This window comes from Pseudomonas sp. F-14 TE3482 (assembly GCF_053629455.1).
In genome coordinates, this window is sequence record NZ_JBRJII010000001.1 from 1,273,263 (window position 1) to 1,289,356 (window position 16,094).

The 16,094-nt window shown below is 59.5% G+C and carries 13 protein-coding genes; 6 read left to right on the top strand and 7 right to left on the bottom strand.

Features of this window, described 5'->3' with window-relative positions; genetic code table 11:
• Positions 1-114 precede the first annotated feature (114 nt).
• Positions 115-2,298: a DNA helicase II gene (gene uvrD, locus AB7M26_RS05610; RefSeq protein WP_123495690.1), complete on the bottom strand. Its 2,184-nt coding sequence runs from the start codon at positions 2,296-2,298 to the stop codon at positions 115-117.
• A 257-nt stretch (positions 2,299-2,555) separates the two neighbouring features.
• Between uvrD and AB7M26_RS05615 the strand changes: the two genes are divergently transcribed.
• From AB7M26_RS05615 to AB7M26_RS05625, 3 genes are all read left to right on the top strand, one after another.
• Entirely contained in the window at positions 2,556-5,429 is a 2,874-nt protein-coding gene (locus tag AB7M26_RS05615; protein ID WP_429388267.1) for an EAL domain-containing protein, read from the top strand.
• Positions 5,430-5,599: 170 nt separating this feature from the next.
• Positions 5,600-6,466, top strand: coding sequence for a transcriptional regulator HexR (gene hexR, locus AB7M26_RS05620; RefSeq protein ID WP_007896526.1), 867 nt, complete (start codon positions 5,600-5,602; stop codon positions 6,464-6,466).
• A 262-nt stretch (positions 6,467-6,728) separates the two neighbouring features.
• On the top strand, positions 6,729-6,941 hold the full coding sequence (locus AB7M26_RS05625; protein WP_123495694.1) for a PA3496 family putative envelope integrity protein: 213 nt from the start codon (positions 6,729-6,731) through the stop codon (positions 6,939-6,941).
• On the opposite strand, the gene AB7M26_RS05630 is transcribed toward AB7M26_RS05625, so the two are convergent.
• A complete protein-coding gene (locus AB7M26_RS05630; RefSeq protein ID WP_123495696.1) occupies positions 6,883-7,845 on the bottom strand; it encodes a LysR family transcriptional regulator in 963 nt (320 codons plus the stop codon). The two genes, AB7M26_RS05625 and AB7M26_RS05630, sit on opposite strands and share 59 nt — an antisense overlap.
• Positions 7,846-8,035: 190 nt before the next feature.
• Here AB7M26_RS05630 and AB7M26_RS05635 point away from each other — a divergent pair, with 190 nt between their 5' ends.
• Both AB7M26_RS05635 and oadA read left to right on the top strand, forming a co-directional pair.
• Positions 8,036-9,451, top strand: a complete 1,416-nt coding sequence (locus AB7M26_RS05635; protein WP_007896523.1) for an acetyl-CoA carboxylase biotin carboxylase subunit — start codon at positions 8,036-8,038, stop codon at positions 9,449-9,451.
• An 11-nt stretch (positions 9,452-9,462) separates the two neighbouring features.
• Positions 9,463-11,271 carry a sodium-extruding oxaloacetate decarboxylase subunit alpha gene (gene oadA, locus AB7M26_RS05640; RefSeq protein ID WP_123495698.1) on the top strand — a complete coding sequence of 603 codons (1,809 nt, stop codon included), beginning with the start codon at positions 9,463-9,465 and terminating at the stop codon, positions 11,269-11,271.
• Between the two features lie 210 nt (positions 11,272-11,481).
• On the opposite strand, the gene AB7M26_RS05645 is transcribed toward oadA, so the two are convergent.
• Both AB7M26_RS05645 and AB7M26_RS05650 read right to left on the bottom strand, forming a co-directional pair.
• Positions 11,482-12,318, bottom strand: a complete 837-nt coding sequence (locus tag AB7M26_RS05645) for an amino acid ABC transporter permease (RefSeq protein WP_123495700.1) — start codon at positions 12,316-12,318, stop codon at positions 11,482-11,484.
• A complete protein-coding gene (locus AB7M26_RS05650; protein ID WP_123495702.1) occupies positions 12,315-13,136 on the bottom strand; it encodes an ABC transporter substrate-binding protein in 822 nt (273 codons plus the stop codon). Before AB7M26_RS05650 ends, AB7M26_RS05645 begins: the two co-directional genes overlap by 4 nt.
• A 112-nt stretch (positions 13,137-13,248) precedes the next feature.
• Here AB7M26_RS05650 and AB7M26_RS05655 point away from each other — a divergent pair, with 112 nt between their 5' ends.
• A complete protein-coding gene (locus AB7M26_RS05655; protein ID WP_123495703.1) occupies positions 13,249-14,148 on the top strand; it encodes a homocysteine S-methyltransferase family protein in 900 nt (299 codons plus the stop codon).
• A 120-nt stretch (positions 14,149-14,268) separates the two neighbouring features.
• Here AB7M26_RS05655 and AB7M26_RS05660 read toward each other — a convergent pair whose 3' ends face one another.
• The 3 genes from AB7M26_RS05660 to AB7M26_RS05670 are packed head-to-tail and all read right to left on the bottom strand — an operon-like array spanning position 14,269 to position 16,037.
• Positions 14,269-14,940: a GNAT family N-acetyltransferase gene (locus AB7M26_RS05660; RefSeq protein ID WP_123495705.1), complete on the bottom strand. Its 672-nt coding sequence runs from the start codon at positions 14,938-14,940 to the stop codon at positions 14,269-14,271.
• Positions 14,941-14,957: 17 nt separating this feature from the next.
• Complete coding sequence (locus tag AB7M26_RS05665) at positions 14,958-15,404, bottom strand: GNAT family N-acetyltransferase (protein ID WP_123495707.1); 447 nt, start codon at positions 15,402-15,404, stop codon at positions 14,958-14,960.
• A 9-nt stretch (positions 15,405-15,413) separates the two neighbouring features.
• A complete protein-coding gene (locus tag AB7M26_RS05670) occupies positions 15,414-16,037 on the bottom strand; it encodes an FMN-binding negative transcriptional regulator (protein ID WP_123495709.1) in 624 nt (207 codons plus the stop codon).
• Positions 16,038-16,094 lie beyond the last annotated feature (57 nt).

The window sequence follows — 16,094 nt, forward strand, 5'->3', positions numbered from 1 at the left end:
GTTCTGTAGGAAGGATGCCTAGTCGGCCTTGGAAAAAGATCGCAGCTTTCAGCAGCTCCTACAGGGTATGCGAATCCTTGTAGGAGCTGGCGAAGCCTGCGATCTTTTCAGTTTTTAAACGGCTTCCAGCTTGGCGTAACCCAGCATCAACCACTTGCTGCCTTCGCTGAAGTTCACCTGCACCCGCGCCTGAGCGCCGGCGCCTTCGAAATTCAGGATCACACCATCGCCGAACACCGAATGCCGCACGGTCTGGCCGAGGCTGAACCCGGTGTCCGGGATCTCGCTGCCGCCGAACAGGCTGCTGGAGCTCTGCTGCTGGCCACCGCCGAACGGACGGCTGACGCTGTTGGACAGCCGCACTTCCTGGATCAGGCCTTTCGGCACTTCACGTACGAAACGCGACACCTTGTTGTAGGTCTCGCTGCCGTACAGGCGGCGGGTTTCAGCATAGGTCAGCACCAGATTCTGCATCGCCCGGGTGATACCGACGTAGGCCAGACGGCGTTCCTCTTCAAGACGGCCGGGTTCTTCCAGGCTCATCTTGTGCGGAAACAGGCCTTCTTCCATGCCCACCAGGAACACGTAAGGGAATTCCAGGCCCTTGGCGCTGTGCAGGGTCATCAACTGAATGCTGTCTTCGTGTTCGTCGGCCTGGGTGTCTCCGGCCTCCAGCGAGGCGTGACCGAGGAACGCTGACAGTGGAGACTGTTCTTCATCCTCTTCCGGGTTTTCGAAGTTACGTGCGGCGCTGACCAGTTCCTCAAGGTTTTCGACCCGGGCCTGTCCTTTCTCGCCTTTTTCCGCCTGGTGGTAGGCGATTAACCCCGACTGCTCGATGACGGTTTGAGTCATCAGGTGCAGCGGCATTTCCAGGCACTTGGCGGCGAGGTCCTCGATCAGCTCGATAAACGCGCCAAGAGCGCCGGCAGCACGACCGGTCAGCCCCTTGTTGGCCACCAGCTGACGCATGGCCTCCCACATCGACACGTCGCTATGGCGCGCATGATCGCGGATCGCTTCAACGGTTTTTTCGCCGATGCCACGGGCCGGAACGTTGATTACCCGCTCAAGGGCCGCATCGTTGCCACGGCCTTCCAGCAAACGCAGGTACGCCATGGCGTTCTTGATTTCTGCCCGTTCGAAGAAGCGCTGACCGCCATAAATGCGATACGGAATGCGCTCACGCAACAAGGCTTCTTCCAAAACGCGCGATTGGGCGTTGGAGCGGTACAAAATCGCGATATCGCTACGAGCCAGGCCGGTTTTCAGCGCGCTTTCAATGGTTTCGACCACGTAGCGTGCTTCATCGTGTTCGTTGAAGGCGGCGTACAGATTGATCGCTTCGCCTTCGCCGCCATCGGTCCACAACTCTTTGCCCATGCGCCCGGTATTGTTGGCGATCAGGGCGTTGGCGGCTTTGAGGATCCCGGCGGTAGAGCGGTAGTTTTGCTCCAGACGAATGATCTGGGCATCGGGGAAGTCGTCGGAATACTGATAAATGTTCTCGATTTTCGCGCCGCGCCAGCCATAGATCGACTGATCGTCGTCGCCGACCACCATCAGACTGTCGCCACCCTTGGCCAGCAGACGCAACCAGGCGTATTGCACGGCGTTGGTGTCCTGGAACTCGTCCACCAGAATGTGCCGGAAGCGCTTCTGATAATGGGCGAGCAGGCCCGGGTTATCGCGCCACAGATCGAGGGCGCGCAACAGCAGTTCAGAGAAATCGATGACGCCGGCCCGCAGGCACGCGGCCTCGTAGGCTTCATAAATGCTGCGCATGGTCGCCAGGAACAGATCGCCGCTGGCTTGAATATGTTGCGGACGCAGACCTTCGTCTTTCTGCCCGTTGATGAACCACTGGGCCTGTCGGACCGGCCAGCGTTGCTCGTCCAGACCCAGCTCGCGGATCACCCGCTTGACCAGCCGTTGCTGGTCGTCGCTGTCGAGAATCTGGAAAGTCTGGCTCAGGCCGGCTTCCTGCCAGTGCGCCCGCAGCAAGCGGTGCGCCAGGCCGTGGAAGGTGCCGACCCACATGCCGGCCGGGTTGATACCCATCAGCTGCTCGATGCGATGACGCATCTCGGCAGCGGCCTTGTTGGTGAAGGTCACCGACAGAATGGAGTGGGGCGAGGCGTTTTCGACCTGGATCAACCAGGCGATACGGTGCACCAGCACTCGGGTTTTACCGGAGCCAGCACCGGCCAGGACCAACTGACGACCCACAGAGGCAGCTACGGCCTGACGTTGGGCATCGTTGAGGGAGTTCAGCAGAAGGGAGAGATCATCGCGCATCGGGGCATTCTAGGGTGCGCCGTCACACCGGGCAAACCGAGCTTTGCATTAGCCGATGAAAGAAGCACCGATGACGACCGGTCGGTCACCGGCTGCAAGCATTGGCGGAGCTCGTCTGGCGGCTTTTTTACCAAGGTGGACGGCTCAAACTTTCGTCTATTTTGTGACCTTGGGCTGTTTGGTCCGGGCATTTGCTTGTGTATGCTCCGTCCACAATTCGGGCTCGCATGCTCACTATAAGAACAAGAACATTGCCTATGACCCTCAGCTCCGACCTGTCGGGCCCCTCTGTGGAGCCCCGGGTTATCCGCAAACAGTACGCTATGGAAATGGCGGTCGAACGCACGCGCCTGCTGTACCAGGGCTCGCTTTTGCCTACGCTGTTCATGCTGATCAACGGTCTGGTGTGCGCCGGCCTGCTCTGGAGCCCGCAGCGCTACTTCGTTGTGAGCGTCTGGCTGATCTGGTTATTGTCGCTGGTGGCGTTGCGGGTGATTCAAGTCGCGGCTTTCGATTCGGCGATTCCCAACCGTCAGGCCCATCCGGTCTGGCGTCGCATGTTCATGCTCGGCTCTGCCATGACTGGCCTGACCCTGGCCGGTGCCGGCATCGCGTTGGTGCCCGCGGACAATTTCATGCAGCAAGCCTGGGTATTCGGGCTGATCGGCGCCGCGGCACTCTCGGCCAGCGTTGCTTATGCCGTCAGCCTGCCGGCTTTTCTGTCCTTTACCTTGCCCTGTCTGCTGCCAGCCATCGGCTATCTGTTCTGGGGCGGGGATGAGCAGGAACAGGGCTGGGGCTGGTTCGGGCTGATTTTGCTGGGTTCGTTGAGCGTGGTCGCCTGGCAGGTCAATCGGCTGATCAACCAAGGGTTGTTGCGGCGCTTTCAAAATCAGGCCCTGATCGAGCACCTGCAGCAGGCGCAAAGTCGCAGCGATCAGCTCAACCACGAACTGGCCAAGGAAATCGACCAGCGCCGCCGAGCCGAAGACGAATTGCGCGAAACTCAGGTCGATCTCGAAAATCGCGTTGCCCAACGCAGTCTGGAGCTGGACGCCGCCAACCAGGCCTTGAGCAAGAGCGAAGCGCGACTGGCGCTGGCGTTGAAGGCCAGCGAACTCGGGTTGTGGGACTGGAACCTGCAGACAGACGAAGTCCATCACACTCAGCTTCAGGAGCTGTTTGGTCTGGAGCCGGAATACGTGACGGCGATGCTCAGCCACCTCAAGCCACGTCTGCACCCCGAAGACTTGCCATCGCTCAGGCGCGCCCTGGTCGAGCATTTGAAGGGTCGCAGCGAGGATTATCAGATCGAGTATCGGGTACGGCATGGCGATGGCCATTGGGTCTGGATCGAGGACCGCGGGCGAGCAGTTGAGCGCAGCGAAAACGGCCGGGTGATCCGCATGGTCGGCACCCGCCGCGACATCAGTGCCAGCAAGGGCCTGGAAGAACAGCGCCAACTGGCGGCGACGGTGTTCGAGGCCGCTAGCGAGGGCATCGTCATTCTTGACCCTAATTACGCGCTGATCGCCGCCAATCAAGCCTTCAGTCGAGTGACTGGCTATGACATCGACGACATGCTCGGGCGCAATGTGGTCGAGTTACCCTGCAGTCGCGACGCCCGCCGGCATTACGCGGCGATTCGTCAGGCGCTGGAGCAGCACGGTAGCTGGCAGGGCGAGTTGGTCGAAACGCGCAAGAATGGCGAGTTGTATCCGCAATGGCTGCAACTGAACGCCGTGCGCGATTCACGGGGAAAGGTTAGTCATATTGTCGGCTTCTTCGCCGATCTGTCTGCTCGGCGTGAGTCCGAAGAGCGCATGCGTTATCTCGCTCATTACGACGAACTCACGGGATTGGCCAACCGATCGTTGTTCCGCGAACGGCTGCACGAAGCTCATCAGCGGGTGCGTCAGGGTGGTCGGCGCAGCCTGGCTTTGCTGCACATCAATCTGGATCGATTCAAGCTGCTCAACGACAGCCTCGGCCACGAAATCGCTGATCAGTTATTGCAGAAAATGTCCCGGCGCCTGGTCAATGCGCTGCCGGAAGCGGACACCATCGCCCGGTTGTCCGGTGATGAATTTGCAGTGCTGTTCGATGCCTACGGCAATCTGTCGAGTCTGGCGCGCATGGCAACTCGTTTGTCGACCAAACTGTGTTTGCCGATCACTGTCGACGGGCATGAGCTGGTGATGAGCGCGTCCATGGGCATCAGCCTGTTACCGGACACCGCGCGGGAGATTTCTGCGTTGGTGAGCCAGTCGAACATGGCCATGCAGCATGCCAAACACTTGGGCGGCAACAACTTCCAGTTTTATACCGAGAGCCTGCAAGCCAGCACGCTCGAGCGTTTGCAGCTCGAGAACCAGCTGCGCAAAGCCATCGAAGAAAAGCAGTTGAAAGTGTTTTATCAACCGAAACTCTGCCTCGCCACCGGCCGGCTGAATGGCGCCGAGGCATTGGTACGCTGGCATCACCCGACCCTGGGCCAAGTGCCGCCGGGGGATTTCATCGGCTTGGCCGAGGAAACCGGGTTGATCGGCGCTATTGGCGAGTTCGTTTTACGCCAGGCCTGTTGGCAAGCCTGCGAGTGGCAGCGTCAGGGGCTGGAGCCGATTCGGGTGTCGGTCAATCTGTCGGTGCATCAATTGCGTTCAGGGAAACTGGTCAGCCTGGTGCGTCAGGTGCTGGAGGAAACCGGCCTGGCGCCGCACTACCTGGAACTGGAACTCACCGAAAGCCAGTTGCTGGACAGCGTCGAGCACATCATTGCGACCTTCCAGCAACTGCGTGATCTGGGGGTGAAGCTGGCGATCGACGATTTTGGCACTGGCTATTCGTCGTTGAGTTACCTCAAGCGCATTCCGGTGGATTACGTGAAGATTGATCAGGCGTTTATCCGCGGTCTGGGGGAGAGCAGCGAGGATGCGGCGATTACCCGGGCGATCATCGCCATGGCCCATGGCCTGTCGCTGAAAGTGGTGGCTGAAGGGGTGGAGCGGCCGGAACAGCTGGAGTTTCTGAAAGTCGAGCGTTGCGATGAAGTGCAGGGGTATTTGATCAGTCGGCCGGTCGAGGCCGCCAACCTGGCCGAGCTTTTACGTCGCGACGCCAACCCTTTGTAGAAGCTGGGCTTCGCCAGCTGCTACAAGGACCGAGAGGGCTACATGGAGCGCATGGCGCATGAAATGGGGACATTGAGTTACGCATTGAGCAGGCAAAAAGCCGATTCATGTAGTATAACTACAAGCGTGCTACATCCCCGGCACCTGCCAATAACAAAGAGTCCAGCCCCTTGAATCTGCTGCAACACATCGCCCAGTCCCGCCACCTGTTACGCAAGTCGGAGCTCAAAGTCGCCGACCACGTGCTGCTTGACCCTGCGGCGGTGATGCACAGCTCCATGGCCGACCTGGCCCACAGCGTGGGCATCAGCGAGCCGACCATCGTGCGGTTTTGCCGCGCCATCGGTTGCTCCGGGTTTCAGGATTTGAAGCTGAAACTGGCACAGAGCCTGGCGGCCGGCGCGAGCTTCGGGCAGTTCGCGATCCATGAAGACGATTCAGTCGCCGATTACAGCCTGAAAATCTTCGACACCACCCTGCATACGCTGATGGAGGTTCGCGAGAAGCTCGATCCGGTGGAATTGCAGAGGGCTGTGTCGCTCATGTCTCAGGCCCAGCGTGTCGAGTTTTATGGCTTCGGTGCCTCGGGCGCGGTGGCGGCGGATGCCCAGCACAAGTTCTTCCGTTTACTGCTGACTGCAGCGGCGTATTCCGACCCGCACATGCAGGCGATGTCGGCGGTCACTTTGAAGCCGAGCGACGTGGCGATTTGTATTTCCCAATCCGGGCGTTCCAAGGACCTGTTGATCACGGCCAATCTGGTGCGCGAGAGCGGCGCTTCGTTGATCACGTTGTGCCCGAGCCAGACACCGTTGGCCGAGTTGTCGACCGTCAATCTGGCGATCGATGTGCATGAAGACACCGAAATCTATACGCCGTTGACGTCGCGCATTGCGCATCTGGTAGTGATCGATGTGCTGGCGATGGGCGTGGCCATGGCCCGCGGTCCGAGCCTGGTCAATCACCTGAAAAGCGTCAAACGCAGCCTTCGCAGTTTGCGGCTGTCGCCCAAATCGGTGAAAGCGCTGGACGATTGATTCATCGGGAAATGCTGGATTTGTGGCGAGGGAGCTTGCTCCCGCTGGGCTGCGAAGCGGCCCCACAACCATCTTGCTGCAGTATTTCTGATAAGCCGCATCAAACGATTTACGACTGCTGCGCAGTCGAGCGGGAGCAAGCTCCCTCGCCACAGATAAGCGCTAAGCCAGTTGATTTCATCAGTCTGTAACTTACCCGCCGCCAAACCGTCATCCCTCGCACCTATCTTGTAACTCCCGTACTCGCCTTGGGAGACTCGAAATGGCTCAGCCCTACGAAGAACGCAACAGCGCCGTCAAAACCCGTCGTCAGCAAGAAGATCAGCGCCGCATGGAATTTCGCCGCGCGATCGAAGATCGCAGCGAGCGCCGCCAGCTTCTGGCCGAAATTGGCGAATTTCCTGACGAACTCGAACTCAATTACTGGCAGGCGGCTCCCGCAACTTCCCGTCGAAACGCTCAACCAGCGCGCTGATCTGCATCCGCTCGCTGCGGATAAACGCAAGGAATGCATGGGCCACCGGTGACAGCCGTTTGGCCTTGGCCTGCACCAGGCACCAACTGCGGTACAGCGGCAGCTCTTCGACTGGCAATTCGATCAATCCGCCGGTTGCCAACTCAAGGTTCAGGGCGTGGCGCGTCAACAGCGCCAGGCCCAGACCCGCCAATACGCATTCACGCTGCGCTTCGGCCGACGCCACCTCCTGGGTTTGGGTGAAGTGCACACGTTTCTCTTTGAAGTACTCTTCGCAAGCCAGTCGCGTGCCGGAACCGTGTTCGCGCAACAGCAACGTGTAGGGCTCAAGATCCTGCAAGCGCAGCGGGCCCATGTGACACAGTGGATGATCCGGCGGCGCCACGGCGACAATCGGGTTGTTGAGGAACGGTAGAAACTCCAGCCCCATGTCCTGTGGAACCATCGACATGATCACCAGATCATCACGGTTATCCGACAGGCGCCGAATGACCTGGCCACGGTTGACCACCGTCAGTTGCAGGTTCACCTCCGGGTGCTGGCGCTTGAACGCGGCAAACAGGTGCGGCACGAAATACTTGGCGCTGGATTCCACCGCCAGTTTCAGCTGACCCTGCAATGAGCCTTGCATGTCCGACAGCTGCATATCGAGGTTTTCCAGGCGCCCGAAAATATCCCGGCTGGCGCGCTGCAGTGCTTCGGCCGCCTCGGTCATGTAGAGTTTTTTGCCGACATAATCGAATAACGGTTGGCCGATCAGCTCTTCGAGTTGACGAATCTGTAGGCTCACGGCAGGTTGTGTGAGAGACATTTCGTCGGCTGCACGGCTGTAGGACCTTAAGTCGCACACCTCATTGAAGATCTGCAATTGACGCAACGTCATACGCATCAATGACTTACGCATTTTCTAGAGACCCTGAGCGGAGGCTGATGCCTCAACTATAAGTCTTTGCTTATGTGTAACCCAATTATTATTCATTTTTGTTAATCCCTTGCGAAGGCTAGTGTGGAGCTGCGACTGAATTGAAACATTTGGTCACGCGTCGACCTGGTGTGACAGGTCGTGGGTACCACCGGCTCAAGGGAACCTCCAAGTGATAAAAAAGATCCTGATCGCCAACCGTGGTGAGATTGCCGTACGAATCGTGCGTGCCTGCGCCGAGATGGGCATTCGCTCCGTCGCGATCTATTCCGACGCCGATCGCCATGCCTTGCATGTGAAGCGTGCGGACGAGGCCCACAGCATCGGTGCCGAGCCACTGGCCGGCTACCTCAACCCGCGCAAGCTGGTGAACCTGGCGGTGGAAACCGGTTGTGATGCATTGCACCCCGGCTACGGCTTCCTTTCGGAGAATGCCGAGCTGGCAGACATCTGCGCCGAACGCGGTATCAAATTCATTGGTCCATCGGCTGAAGTGATTCGCCGTATGGGTGACAAGACCGAAGCGCGCCGCAGCATGATCAAGGCTGGCGTACCGGTGACCCCGGGCACCGAAGGCAACGTGTCGGGCATCGAAGAAGCCCTGACCGAAGGCGATCGCATCGGTTACCCGGTGATGCTCAAGGCCACCTCCGGTGGTGGCGGCCGCGGGATTCGTCGTTGCAACAGTCGCGAAGAACTCGAACAAGCCTTTCCGCGGGTCATTTCCGAAGCCACCAAGGCTTTCGGTTCGGCGGAAGTGTTCCTGGAAAAATGCATCGTCAATCCGAAACACATCGAAGCACAGATTCTCGGTGACAGCTTTGGCAACGTGGTGCACCTGTTCGAGCGTGATTGCTCGATCCAGCGTCGCAACCAGAAGCTGATCGAGATCGCTCCGAGCCCGCAACTGACCCCGGAACAGCGCGCCTACATCGGCGACCTGTCGGTGCGTGCGGCCAAGGCTGTGGGTTACGAGAACGCCGGTACCGTGGAGTTCCTGCTCGCCGAGGGCGAGGTGTACTTCATGGAGATGAACACCCGGGTGCAGGTGGAACACACCATCACCGAAGAAATCACCGGCATCGACATTGTGCGCGAACAGATCCGCATCGCGTCCGGCCTGCCGCTTTCGGTGAAACAGGAAGACATCCAGCACCGCGGTTTCGCGTTGCAGTTCCGGATCAACGCCGAAGACCCGAAAAACAACTTCCTGCCGAGCTTCGGCAAGATTACCCGTTACTACGCGCCCGGCGGTCCTGGCGTGCGCACCGACACAGCGATCTATACCGGCTACACCATTCCGCCGTTCTACGATTCCATGTGTCTGAAACTGGTGGTCTGGGCGCTGACCTGGGAAGAAGCGATGGACCGTGGCTTGCGAGCTTTGGACGACATGCGTCTGCAAGGGGTCAAGACCACCGCCGCGTATTACCAGGAAATCCTGCGTAACCCGGAATTCCGTAGCGGCCAGTTCAATACCAGCTTCGTTGAAAGCCACCCTGAACTGACCAACTACTCGATCAAGCGCAAACCCGAAGAGCTGGCCCTGGCCATCGCCGCCGCCATCGCCGCCCACGCAGGCCTGTGAGGAATAGAACAATGAGCAAACAAATCCACGTTACCGACACAATCCTGCGCGACGCCCACCAATCGCTGCTCGCCACCCGCATGCGCACCGAAGACATGCTGCCGATCTGCGACAAGCTCGACAAAGTCGGCTACTGGTCGCTGGAATGCTGGGGCGGCGCGACCTTCGACGCCTGCGTCCGCTTCCTCAAAGAAGACCCGTGGGAGCGTCTGCGCCAACTGCGCGCGGCCTTGCCTAACACGCGTCTGCAAATGCTCCTGCGTGGCCAGAACCTGCTGGGCTACCGCCATTACAGCGACGACGTGGTCAAAGCCTTCGTCGCCAAGGCGGCAGTCAACGGCATCGACGTGTTCCGCATTTTCGACGCGATGAACGACGTGCGTAATCTGCGAGTCGCCATCGAAGCGGTGAAAGCCGCCGGCAAACACGCCCAGGGCACCATCGCCTACACCACCAGCCCGGTGCACACCATTGAGGCCTTCGTGGCGCAAGCCAAGCAAATGGAAGCCATGGGTTGCGACTCGGTGGCGATCAAGGACATGGCTGGCCTGTTGACCCCGTACGCCACAGGCGAATTGGTCAAGGCATTGAAATCCGAACAGTCGCTGCCAGTGTTTATTCACTCGCATGACACGGCTGGCCTGGCTGCAATGTGCCAACTCAAAGCCATCGAAAACGGCGCCGACCACATCGACACCGCGATCTCCAGCTTCGCCTGGGGCACCAGCCATCCAGGCACTGAATCGATGGTTGCTGCCCTTAAAGGCAGCGAATTCGACACCGGCCTGAACCTGGAGCTGCTGCAAGAGATCGGCCTGTACTTCTACGCCGTGCGCAAGAAGTACCACCAGTTCGAAAGCGAATTCACCACCGTAGACACTCGCGTTCAAGTGAACCAGGTACCGGGCGGGATGATTTCCAACCTCGCCAACCAGTTGAAAGAGCAAGGCGCGCTGAACCGCATGAGCGAAGTGCTGGCGGAGATCCCTCGCGTTCGCGAAGACCTCGGCTTCCCGCCGCTGGTAACGCCGACCTCGCAGATCGTTGGCACCCAGGCGTTCTTCAACGTGCTGGCCGGCGAGCGCTACAAAACCATCACTAATGAAGTGAAGCTCTACCTGCAAGGCGGCTACGGCAAAGCGCCGGGCACCGTGAACGAAAAACTGCGTCGTCAGGCGATCGGCAGCGAAGAAGTGATCGACGTGCGTCCGGCCGATCTGCTCAAGCCGGAAATGACCAAGCTGCGTGCCGAAATCGGCACCGTGGCCAAGTCTGAAGAAGACGTTCTGACCTACGCCATGTTCCCGGACATCGGCCGCAAATTCCTCGAAGAACGTGCAGCCGGCACCCTCGTACCGGAGGTGCTGTTGCCAATTCCGGAAGCGGGCGGCGTGACGTCGGCCGGCGGCGAAGGCGTGCCGACCGAGTTCGTCATCGACGTTCACGGCGAAACCTACCGCGTCGACATCACCGGTGTCGGCGTCAAATCGGAAGGCAAGCGCCACTTCTATCTGTCCATCGACGGCATGCCGGAAGAAGTGGTGTTCGAACCGCTCAACGAATTCGTCAGCGGCGGTAGCAGCAAGCGCAAGCAAGCCACTGCACCGGGCCACGTCAGCACCACCATGCCGGGCAATATCGTCGATGTCCTGGTCAAGGAAGGCGACACCGTGAAAGCCGGCCAGGCCGTGCTGATCACCGAAGCGATGAAGATGGAAACCGAAGTCCAATCGGCCATCGCCGGCAAAGTCACCGCCATCCACGTGGCCAAGGGCGACCGGGTGAACCCGGGCGAGATTCTGATCGAGATCGAAGGCTGAGTTAACAGCCTCGATATACCGCTTTAAACCTCGGGGGGGCATGTGCTCCCCTTTTTTTTCGCCCGGTATTTGGGAGTGCCACAATCCTTGTGTCGGAGCGAGCAAGCAGGATCGCCGCACCGCCGCTCCCACAAGGCTTACTGTGCTGAATCAGTGAGGACAAGGCGAGTGAATCCCGAGTAGGCGCTGCCGAAGGCTGCGATCTTTTCGCTAACCCCGCTTCAAATACGCCTTCCCATAATGCCGCTCCATCCGCGCCTGAATCAGCTCCAGTCCAATCGACATCAGCCAATAAATAATCGCCGCGGTCGTGAGCATTTCGATATAGCGATAGCTCGAGCGCCCATACGATTGGGCCAGGAACATCACTTCCCAAACCCCCATCACCGAAATCAGTGACGAGTCTTTGAGCATGGAGATGAACTGGTTGGTGGTGGGCGGGATGATGGTGCGCATGGCCTGGGGCAGGGTAACGCGCCAGAAAATCACGGTTTCGCGCATGCCTAGCGCCAGCGATGCTTCGCGTTGGCCATGGGGAACGCCGAGGATGCCGGCGCGGAAGATTTCGCTCAGGTAAGCCCCGTAGTTCAGCGACAGGGCGATGATGCCAGCGGCGATCGCACCGGGCACGATGCCAAGTTGTGGCAGGCCGAGGTAGATCAGCAGAATTTGAATCAGCAGCGGCGTGCCGCGAAAGAACGAGGCATAGAAGCTCGCAATGCCGAACGCCACCGCGCTTTTCGACAACCGAGCCAAAGCCGTGATGAAGCCCAGCAGTGATGACGCCACGATCGAGCACAGGCACAAGAACAACGTCAGCGCTGCGCCTTGCAGAAAGCCGTTGGGCGCCAGGTGCAGGCCGATCAGGTTCGGCAGTTTGTCGAGGATGATCGAGAACTTCAGGTCGAAGCTCAGGAAGAAACTCGCGAACAAGCCGAACATCGCTGCCCAGGTCAGGTACAGCCGCGTGCGAAAACCGAAAATCCGTTGCAGCAGCGACTCAGCCACCGGTTGCGGCGGCTGAGGTGGTTTGGGGAAAGAAGTCATTTGCTGATGTCGGCGCCGATCCATTTTTGCGACAGCTTGCTCAAGGTGCCGTCCTGTTTCAACTGGGCAAACACATCACGCACTTTGGCGTCCCACTGGGCGTCGCCTTTTTCGATGGCCACCGAGTTCGGCTCCGAGTAAAGCGGCTCGCCGGCGAGCTTGAAACGCTTGTCTTCGTTCAGGCGCGGTTGCGCGGTCACCAGGTTGGTGAGAATCGCGTCCAGACGAACGCCAGCGCCCAGGCCCAAATCCTGGAACGCGACGTTATCGGTGTCATAGGGGGCGATCTGCACATTCTCGAACGGGTATTGCAGTTGGGTGTCTTCGGCGCCTTCGATCACCAGGTTTTTGTTCAGGTAGCTTTCATAGCTGGAAGCGCTGGTGAGGCCGACTTTTTTGCCGCTCAGGTCCTTGGCACTGTGAATGCTGTCGTCCTTGGCGTTGACCACGATCACGGCAGGGGAGGCGTAGTACTCCACCGGGAAGTCGAAGACTTCGGCGCGGGCCTTGCTCGGGGTCATGGAGCAGATGCAGATGTCGTAACGCCCGCTCCAGCGCCCGGCGGCGATCACGTCCCAGGACGGCGTTTCGAGGCGCAGCTTGACGCCCAGTTTGTCCGCCACGGCCTTGGCCACGTCGACGTCGAAACCGTCGAGCTGGTTTTGATCATTGAGAAACGAGAAGGGTGGATAGCTTTCCATCAGCACGCCCACCAGTTCTTTCTTTTGCTCGATGCGGTCCAGTGTGGCGCCCGCAAAGGCTTGAGTGGAGGCAGCCAGAATCGTCAGGCCCAGGGCCAGCAGTGGTTGAAATTTCACAGTTGATCCCTGAAAAAAAAGAGGTTGTTATTAACCGTACGGTGCGTATTAAATAGTTATAAGAACGACTCTGATAGTGAGTTATTTTCATAAGCTTATGAGTGAAAAGCATATGGGCGCAGGCAGCACGGTAATTCTGGATGGCGGCATGGGTCGTGAGCTGCAACGCCGAGGGGCGCCGTTCAGGCAACCCGAGTGGTCGGCGCTGGCTTTGAGCGAAGCACCGCAAGCGGTGGAGGCGGTGCATGCGGCTTATATCGAAAGCGGTGCCAACGTGATCACCAGCAACAGTTACGCGGTGGTGCCGTTCCATATTGGTGAAGAGCGTTTTGCCGCTGAGGGTCAGGCGCTCGCGGCGTTGGCCGGTGAGCTGGCCCGGCGTGCGGTCGATGCGGCGGGCAAGCCCGTGCGAGTGGCCGGGTCATTGCCGCCATTGTTCGGCTCCTATCGCCCGGACTTGTTCGATGCCCCGCGGGTGACTGAACTGCTGACGCCTCTGGTCAATGGCCTGGCGCCGCATGTCGACTTGTGGCTGGCTGAAACCCAGAGCTCGATCGTCGAGGCGCGAGCGATCCATGCCGGTTTGCCAAAGGACGGCAAACCGTTCTGGCTGTCGTTTACCTTGAAGGATGAAGACACCGACGAAGTGCCGCGTCTGCGTTCCGGTGAACCTGTGGCTGAGGCTGCCGCGGTGGCGGCGGAGTTGGGCGTCGAGACCTTGCTGTTCAACTGCAGCCAGCCAGAAGTGATCGGCGCTGCGATTGATGCGGCACGGGAAACCTTCGAACGCTTGGGGGTGAAGATTCACATTGGCGCGTACGCCAATGCCTTCCCGCCGCAGCCGAAAGAGGCCACGGCCAACGACGGTCTGGACCCGTTGCGCGACGATCTCGACCCGCCGGGGTATCTGCAATGGGCGGCCGATTGGCAGAAGCGCGGGGCCAGCCATTTGGGTGGGTGCTGCGGGATCGGGCCGGAGCATATTGCGGTGTTGGCCCAGAAATTAGCGTGATGCCATTCGCGGGCAAGCCTCGCTCCTACAGGTTTTCGATTGACCATAAAATGGTGATCGACGCAAAACCCCTGTAGGAGCGAGGCTTGCCCGCGAAGGCGTCCTGCCAGACGCCGAGGATTACTGGCGGCACTCCACCAACGTTTTCACCTGCCCCGATTCCGTCTGGTTCTCATCAGACAGCCACCGCTCGAACCCCGCGCCAATCGCCGGCCATTCCGAATCCAGAATCGAATACCACGCCGTGTCACGGTTCTGCCCCTTGACCACCATGTGCTGACGGAACACCCCTTCAAAACTGAACCCCAACCGCTCCGCTGCATATTTGGAGCGGGCATTGCCGTTGTTGCACTTCCACTCCAGACGCCGGTAACCCAGGGCAAAGGATTCCCTGGCCAGCAGGTAAACCGCCTCGGTACTTTTTGGTGAACGCTGCATCGCTGCGCCGAAGGTCACATGGCCGATCTCGATGCGGCCCTGAGCAGGGACAATCGACATCAGGCTGAGGATGCCCTGGACGTCGCCGCTGGCACGGTCGATCACCGTGAAGAAGTACGGATCGCTGTTGGCCGCGTGATTGTTCAGCCAATCGTTGAAAGCGCTGCGTTCCGGGAAAGGCCCATAAGGCAAATAATCCCAGAGTTTCGGATCCGAGCCCGGGCCTTCGAGGGCTTTCCACAAGCCGTCGGTGTGACGGGCCGGGTCAAGTTTTTCCAGGCGGATGAAACGCCCTTCGATCAGTTGAACCGAGGGTGGCGGAACACCTTTCCAGTCCGCGAGTGAAGTCGACATGCTGCTCTCCTTGAACCTTATAGGGCGTGGCGAAACTGGATGAAACCGGGGCGTTCGGCGATGCGCTCATAGAGCTGGATCGCGGTGGCGTTGGTTTCGTGGGTCAGCCAATGAACCTTGCAGCAGCCATCGGCCTTGGCCGTGGTGTAGACGAATTCGATCAGTTGCCGACCGACACCGGTGCCGCGGGTTTCTGGCGTCACCAGCAAGTCTTGCAGGTAGCAGGAGTTTTCGATGCTCCAGTTCGAGCGGTGGTAGATGAAATGCACCATGCCCACCGCTTTGCCATCGGCCCAGGCCAGCGCCCCGTGAGTCGGTTCGCTCGGGTCGAGCAGGCGCTGCCAAGTGCTTTGGGTCACCGCCTCAGGCAGTTCGGTGTTGTAGAAGCGCAGGTAGGCTTGCCACAGCGGCAGCCAGGCCGCGTGATCGTCGGCGGTGACCTGGCGAATGTCGATCTGACTCATATTGATTCCTTAACGCATCAAGTGGGCGAGGGCCTGGTCATGCACATCAGGGCTGGCGGTCAGCCCCTCGCGCACACCGGCGATGTCTGCGGCACTACGGTTCTGGCTGAGCTTGCGTTTGCCCTCCAGCCGCTGGATCGGCAAGGCAAAACCGACGATGGCCTTGAGCATGCCGTCGATATAGTCGGCGGGGGCATCGGCAACCTTCCACGGCTGGGCGCGACCGGCTTCATGGCGCTCGGTCAATGCGCTGACCAGATCGCGCAGGCGATCGGTATCGGTGAACACTTCGCCAGTGCCATAAGCGTGTACGGCCACGTAGTTCCAGGTCGGCACGACTTTCCCGTGCTCGGCTTTGCTCGGGTAAAACCCCGGGCTGACGTAAGCATCCGCACCAGCAAAAATCACCAACGCCTCGGCGCCGTTCTGCAATTCTCGCCATTGTGGATTGGCCCGGGCGAGGTGCCCGTAGAGAGTGCCATTCGGGCCGTGGTCGACATTTAGCAGCAGCGGCAAATGACTGGCTTGCAGGCCCTGTTCACCGTGGGTGACCAAAACACCAAGACGGGCGCCGAGGATGTGCTGATGCAGCTCATTCAAATCATTGATGGCGAAATTGCTGGGCGTATACATGGAAATATTCCTTGGCGAATGCCTGCATCCTAGGCAGGCTATTGGTCTGTTGTAAGA

What these genes read in the sequence shown, in the direction of transcription:
- uvrD (WP_123495690.1), bottom strand. Translation starts at nt 2,298, where the DNA reads ATGCGCGATGATCTCTCCCTTCTGCTGAACTCCCTCAACGATGCCCAA.
- AB7M26_RS05615 (WP_429388267.1), top strand. Translation starts at nt 2,556, where the DNA reads ATGACCCTCAGCTCCGACCTGTCGGGCCCCTCTGTGGAGCCCCGGGTT.
- AB7M26_RS05625 (WP_123495694.1), top strand. Translation starts at nt 6,729, where the DNA reads ATGGCTCAGCCCTACGAAGAACGCAACAGCGCCGTCAAAACCCGTCGT.
- AB7M26_RS05630 (WP_123495696.1), bottom strand. Translation starts at nt 7,845, where the DNA reads ATGCGTAAGTCATTGATGCGTATGACGTTGCGTCAATTGCAGATCTTC.
- oadA (WP_123495698.1), top strand. Translation starts at nt 9,463, where the DNA reads ATGAGCAAACAAATCCACGTTACCGACACAATCCTGCGCGACGCCCAC.
- AB7M26_RS05645 (WP_123495700.1), bottom strand. Translation starts at nt 12,318, where the DNA reads ATGACTTCTTTCCCCAAACCACCTCAGCCGCCGCAACCGGTGGCTGAG.
- AB7M26_RS05655 (WP_123495703.1), top strand. Translation starts at nt 13,249, where the DNA reads ATGGGCGCAGGCAGCACGGTAATTCTGGATGGCGGCATGGGTCGTGAG.
- AB7M26_RS05660 (WP_123495705.1), bottom strand. Translation starts at nt 14,940, where the DNA reads ATGTCGACTTCACTCGCGGACTGGAAAGGTGTTCCGCCACCCTCGGTT.
- AB7M26_RS05665 (WP_123495707.1), bottom strand. Translation starts at nt 15,404, where the DNA reads ATGAGTCAGATCGACATTCGCCAGGTCACCGCCGACGATCACGCGGCC.
- AB7M26_RS05670 (WP_123495709.1), bottom strand. Translation starts at nt 16,037, where the DNA reads ATGTATACGCCCAGCAATTTCGCCATCAATGATTTGAATGAGCTGCAT.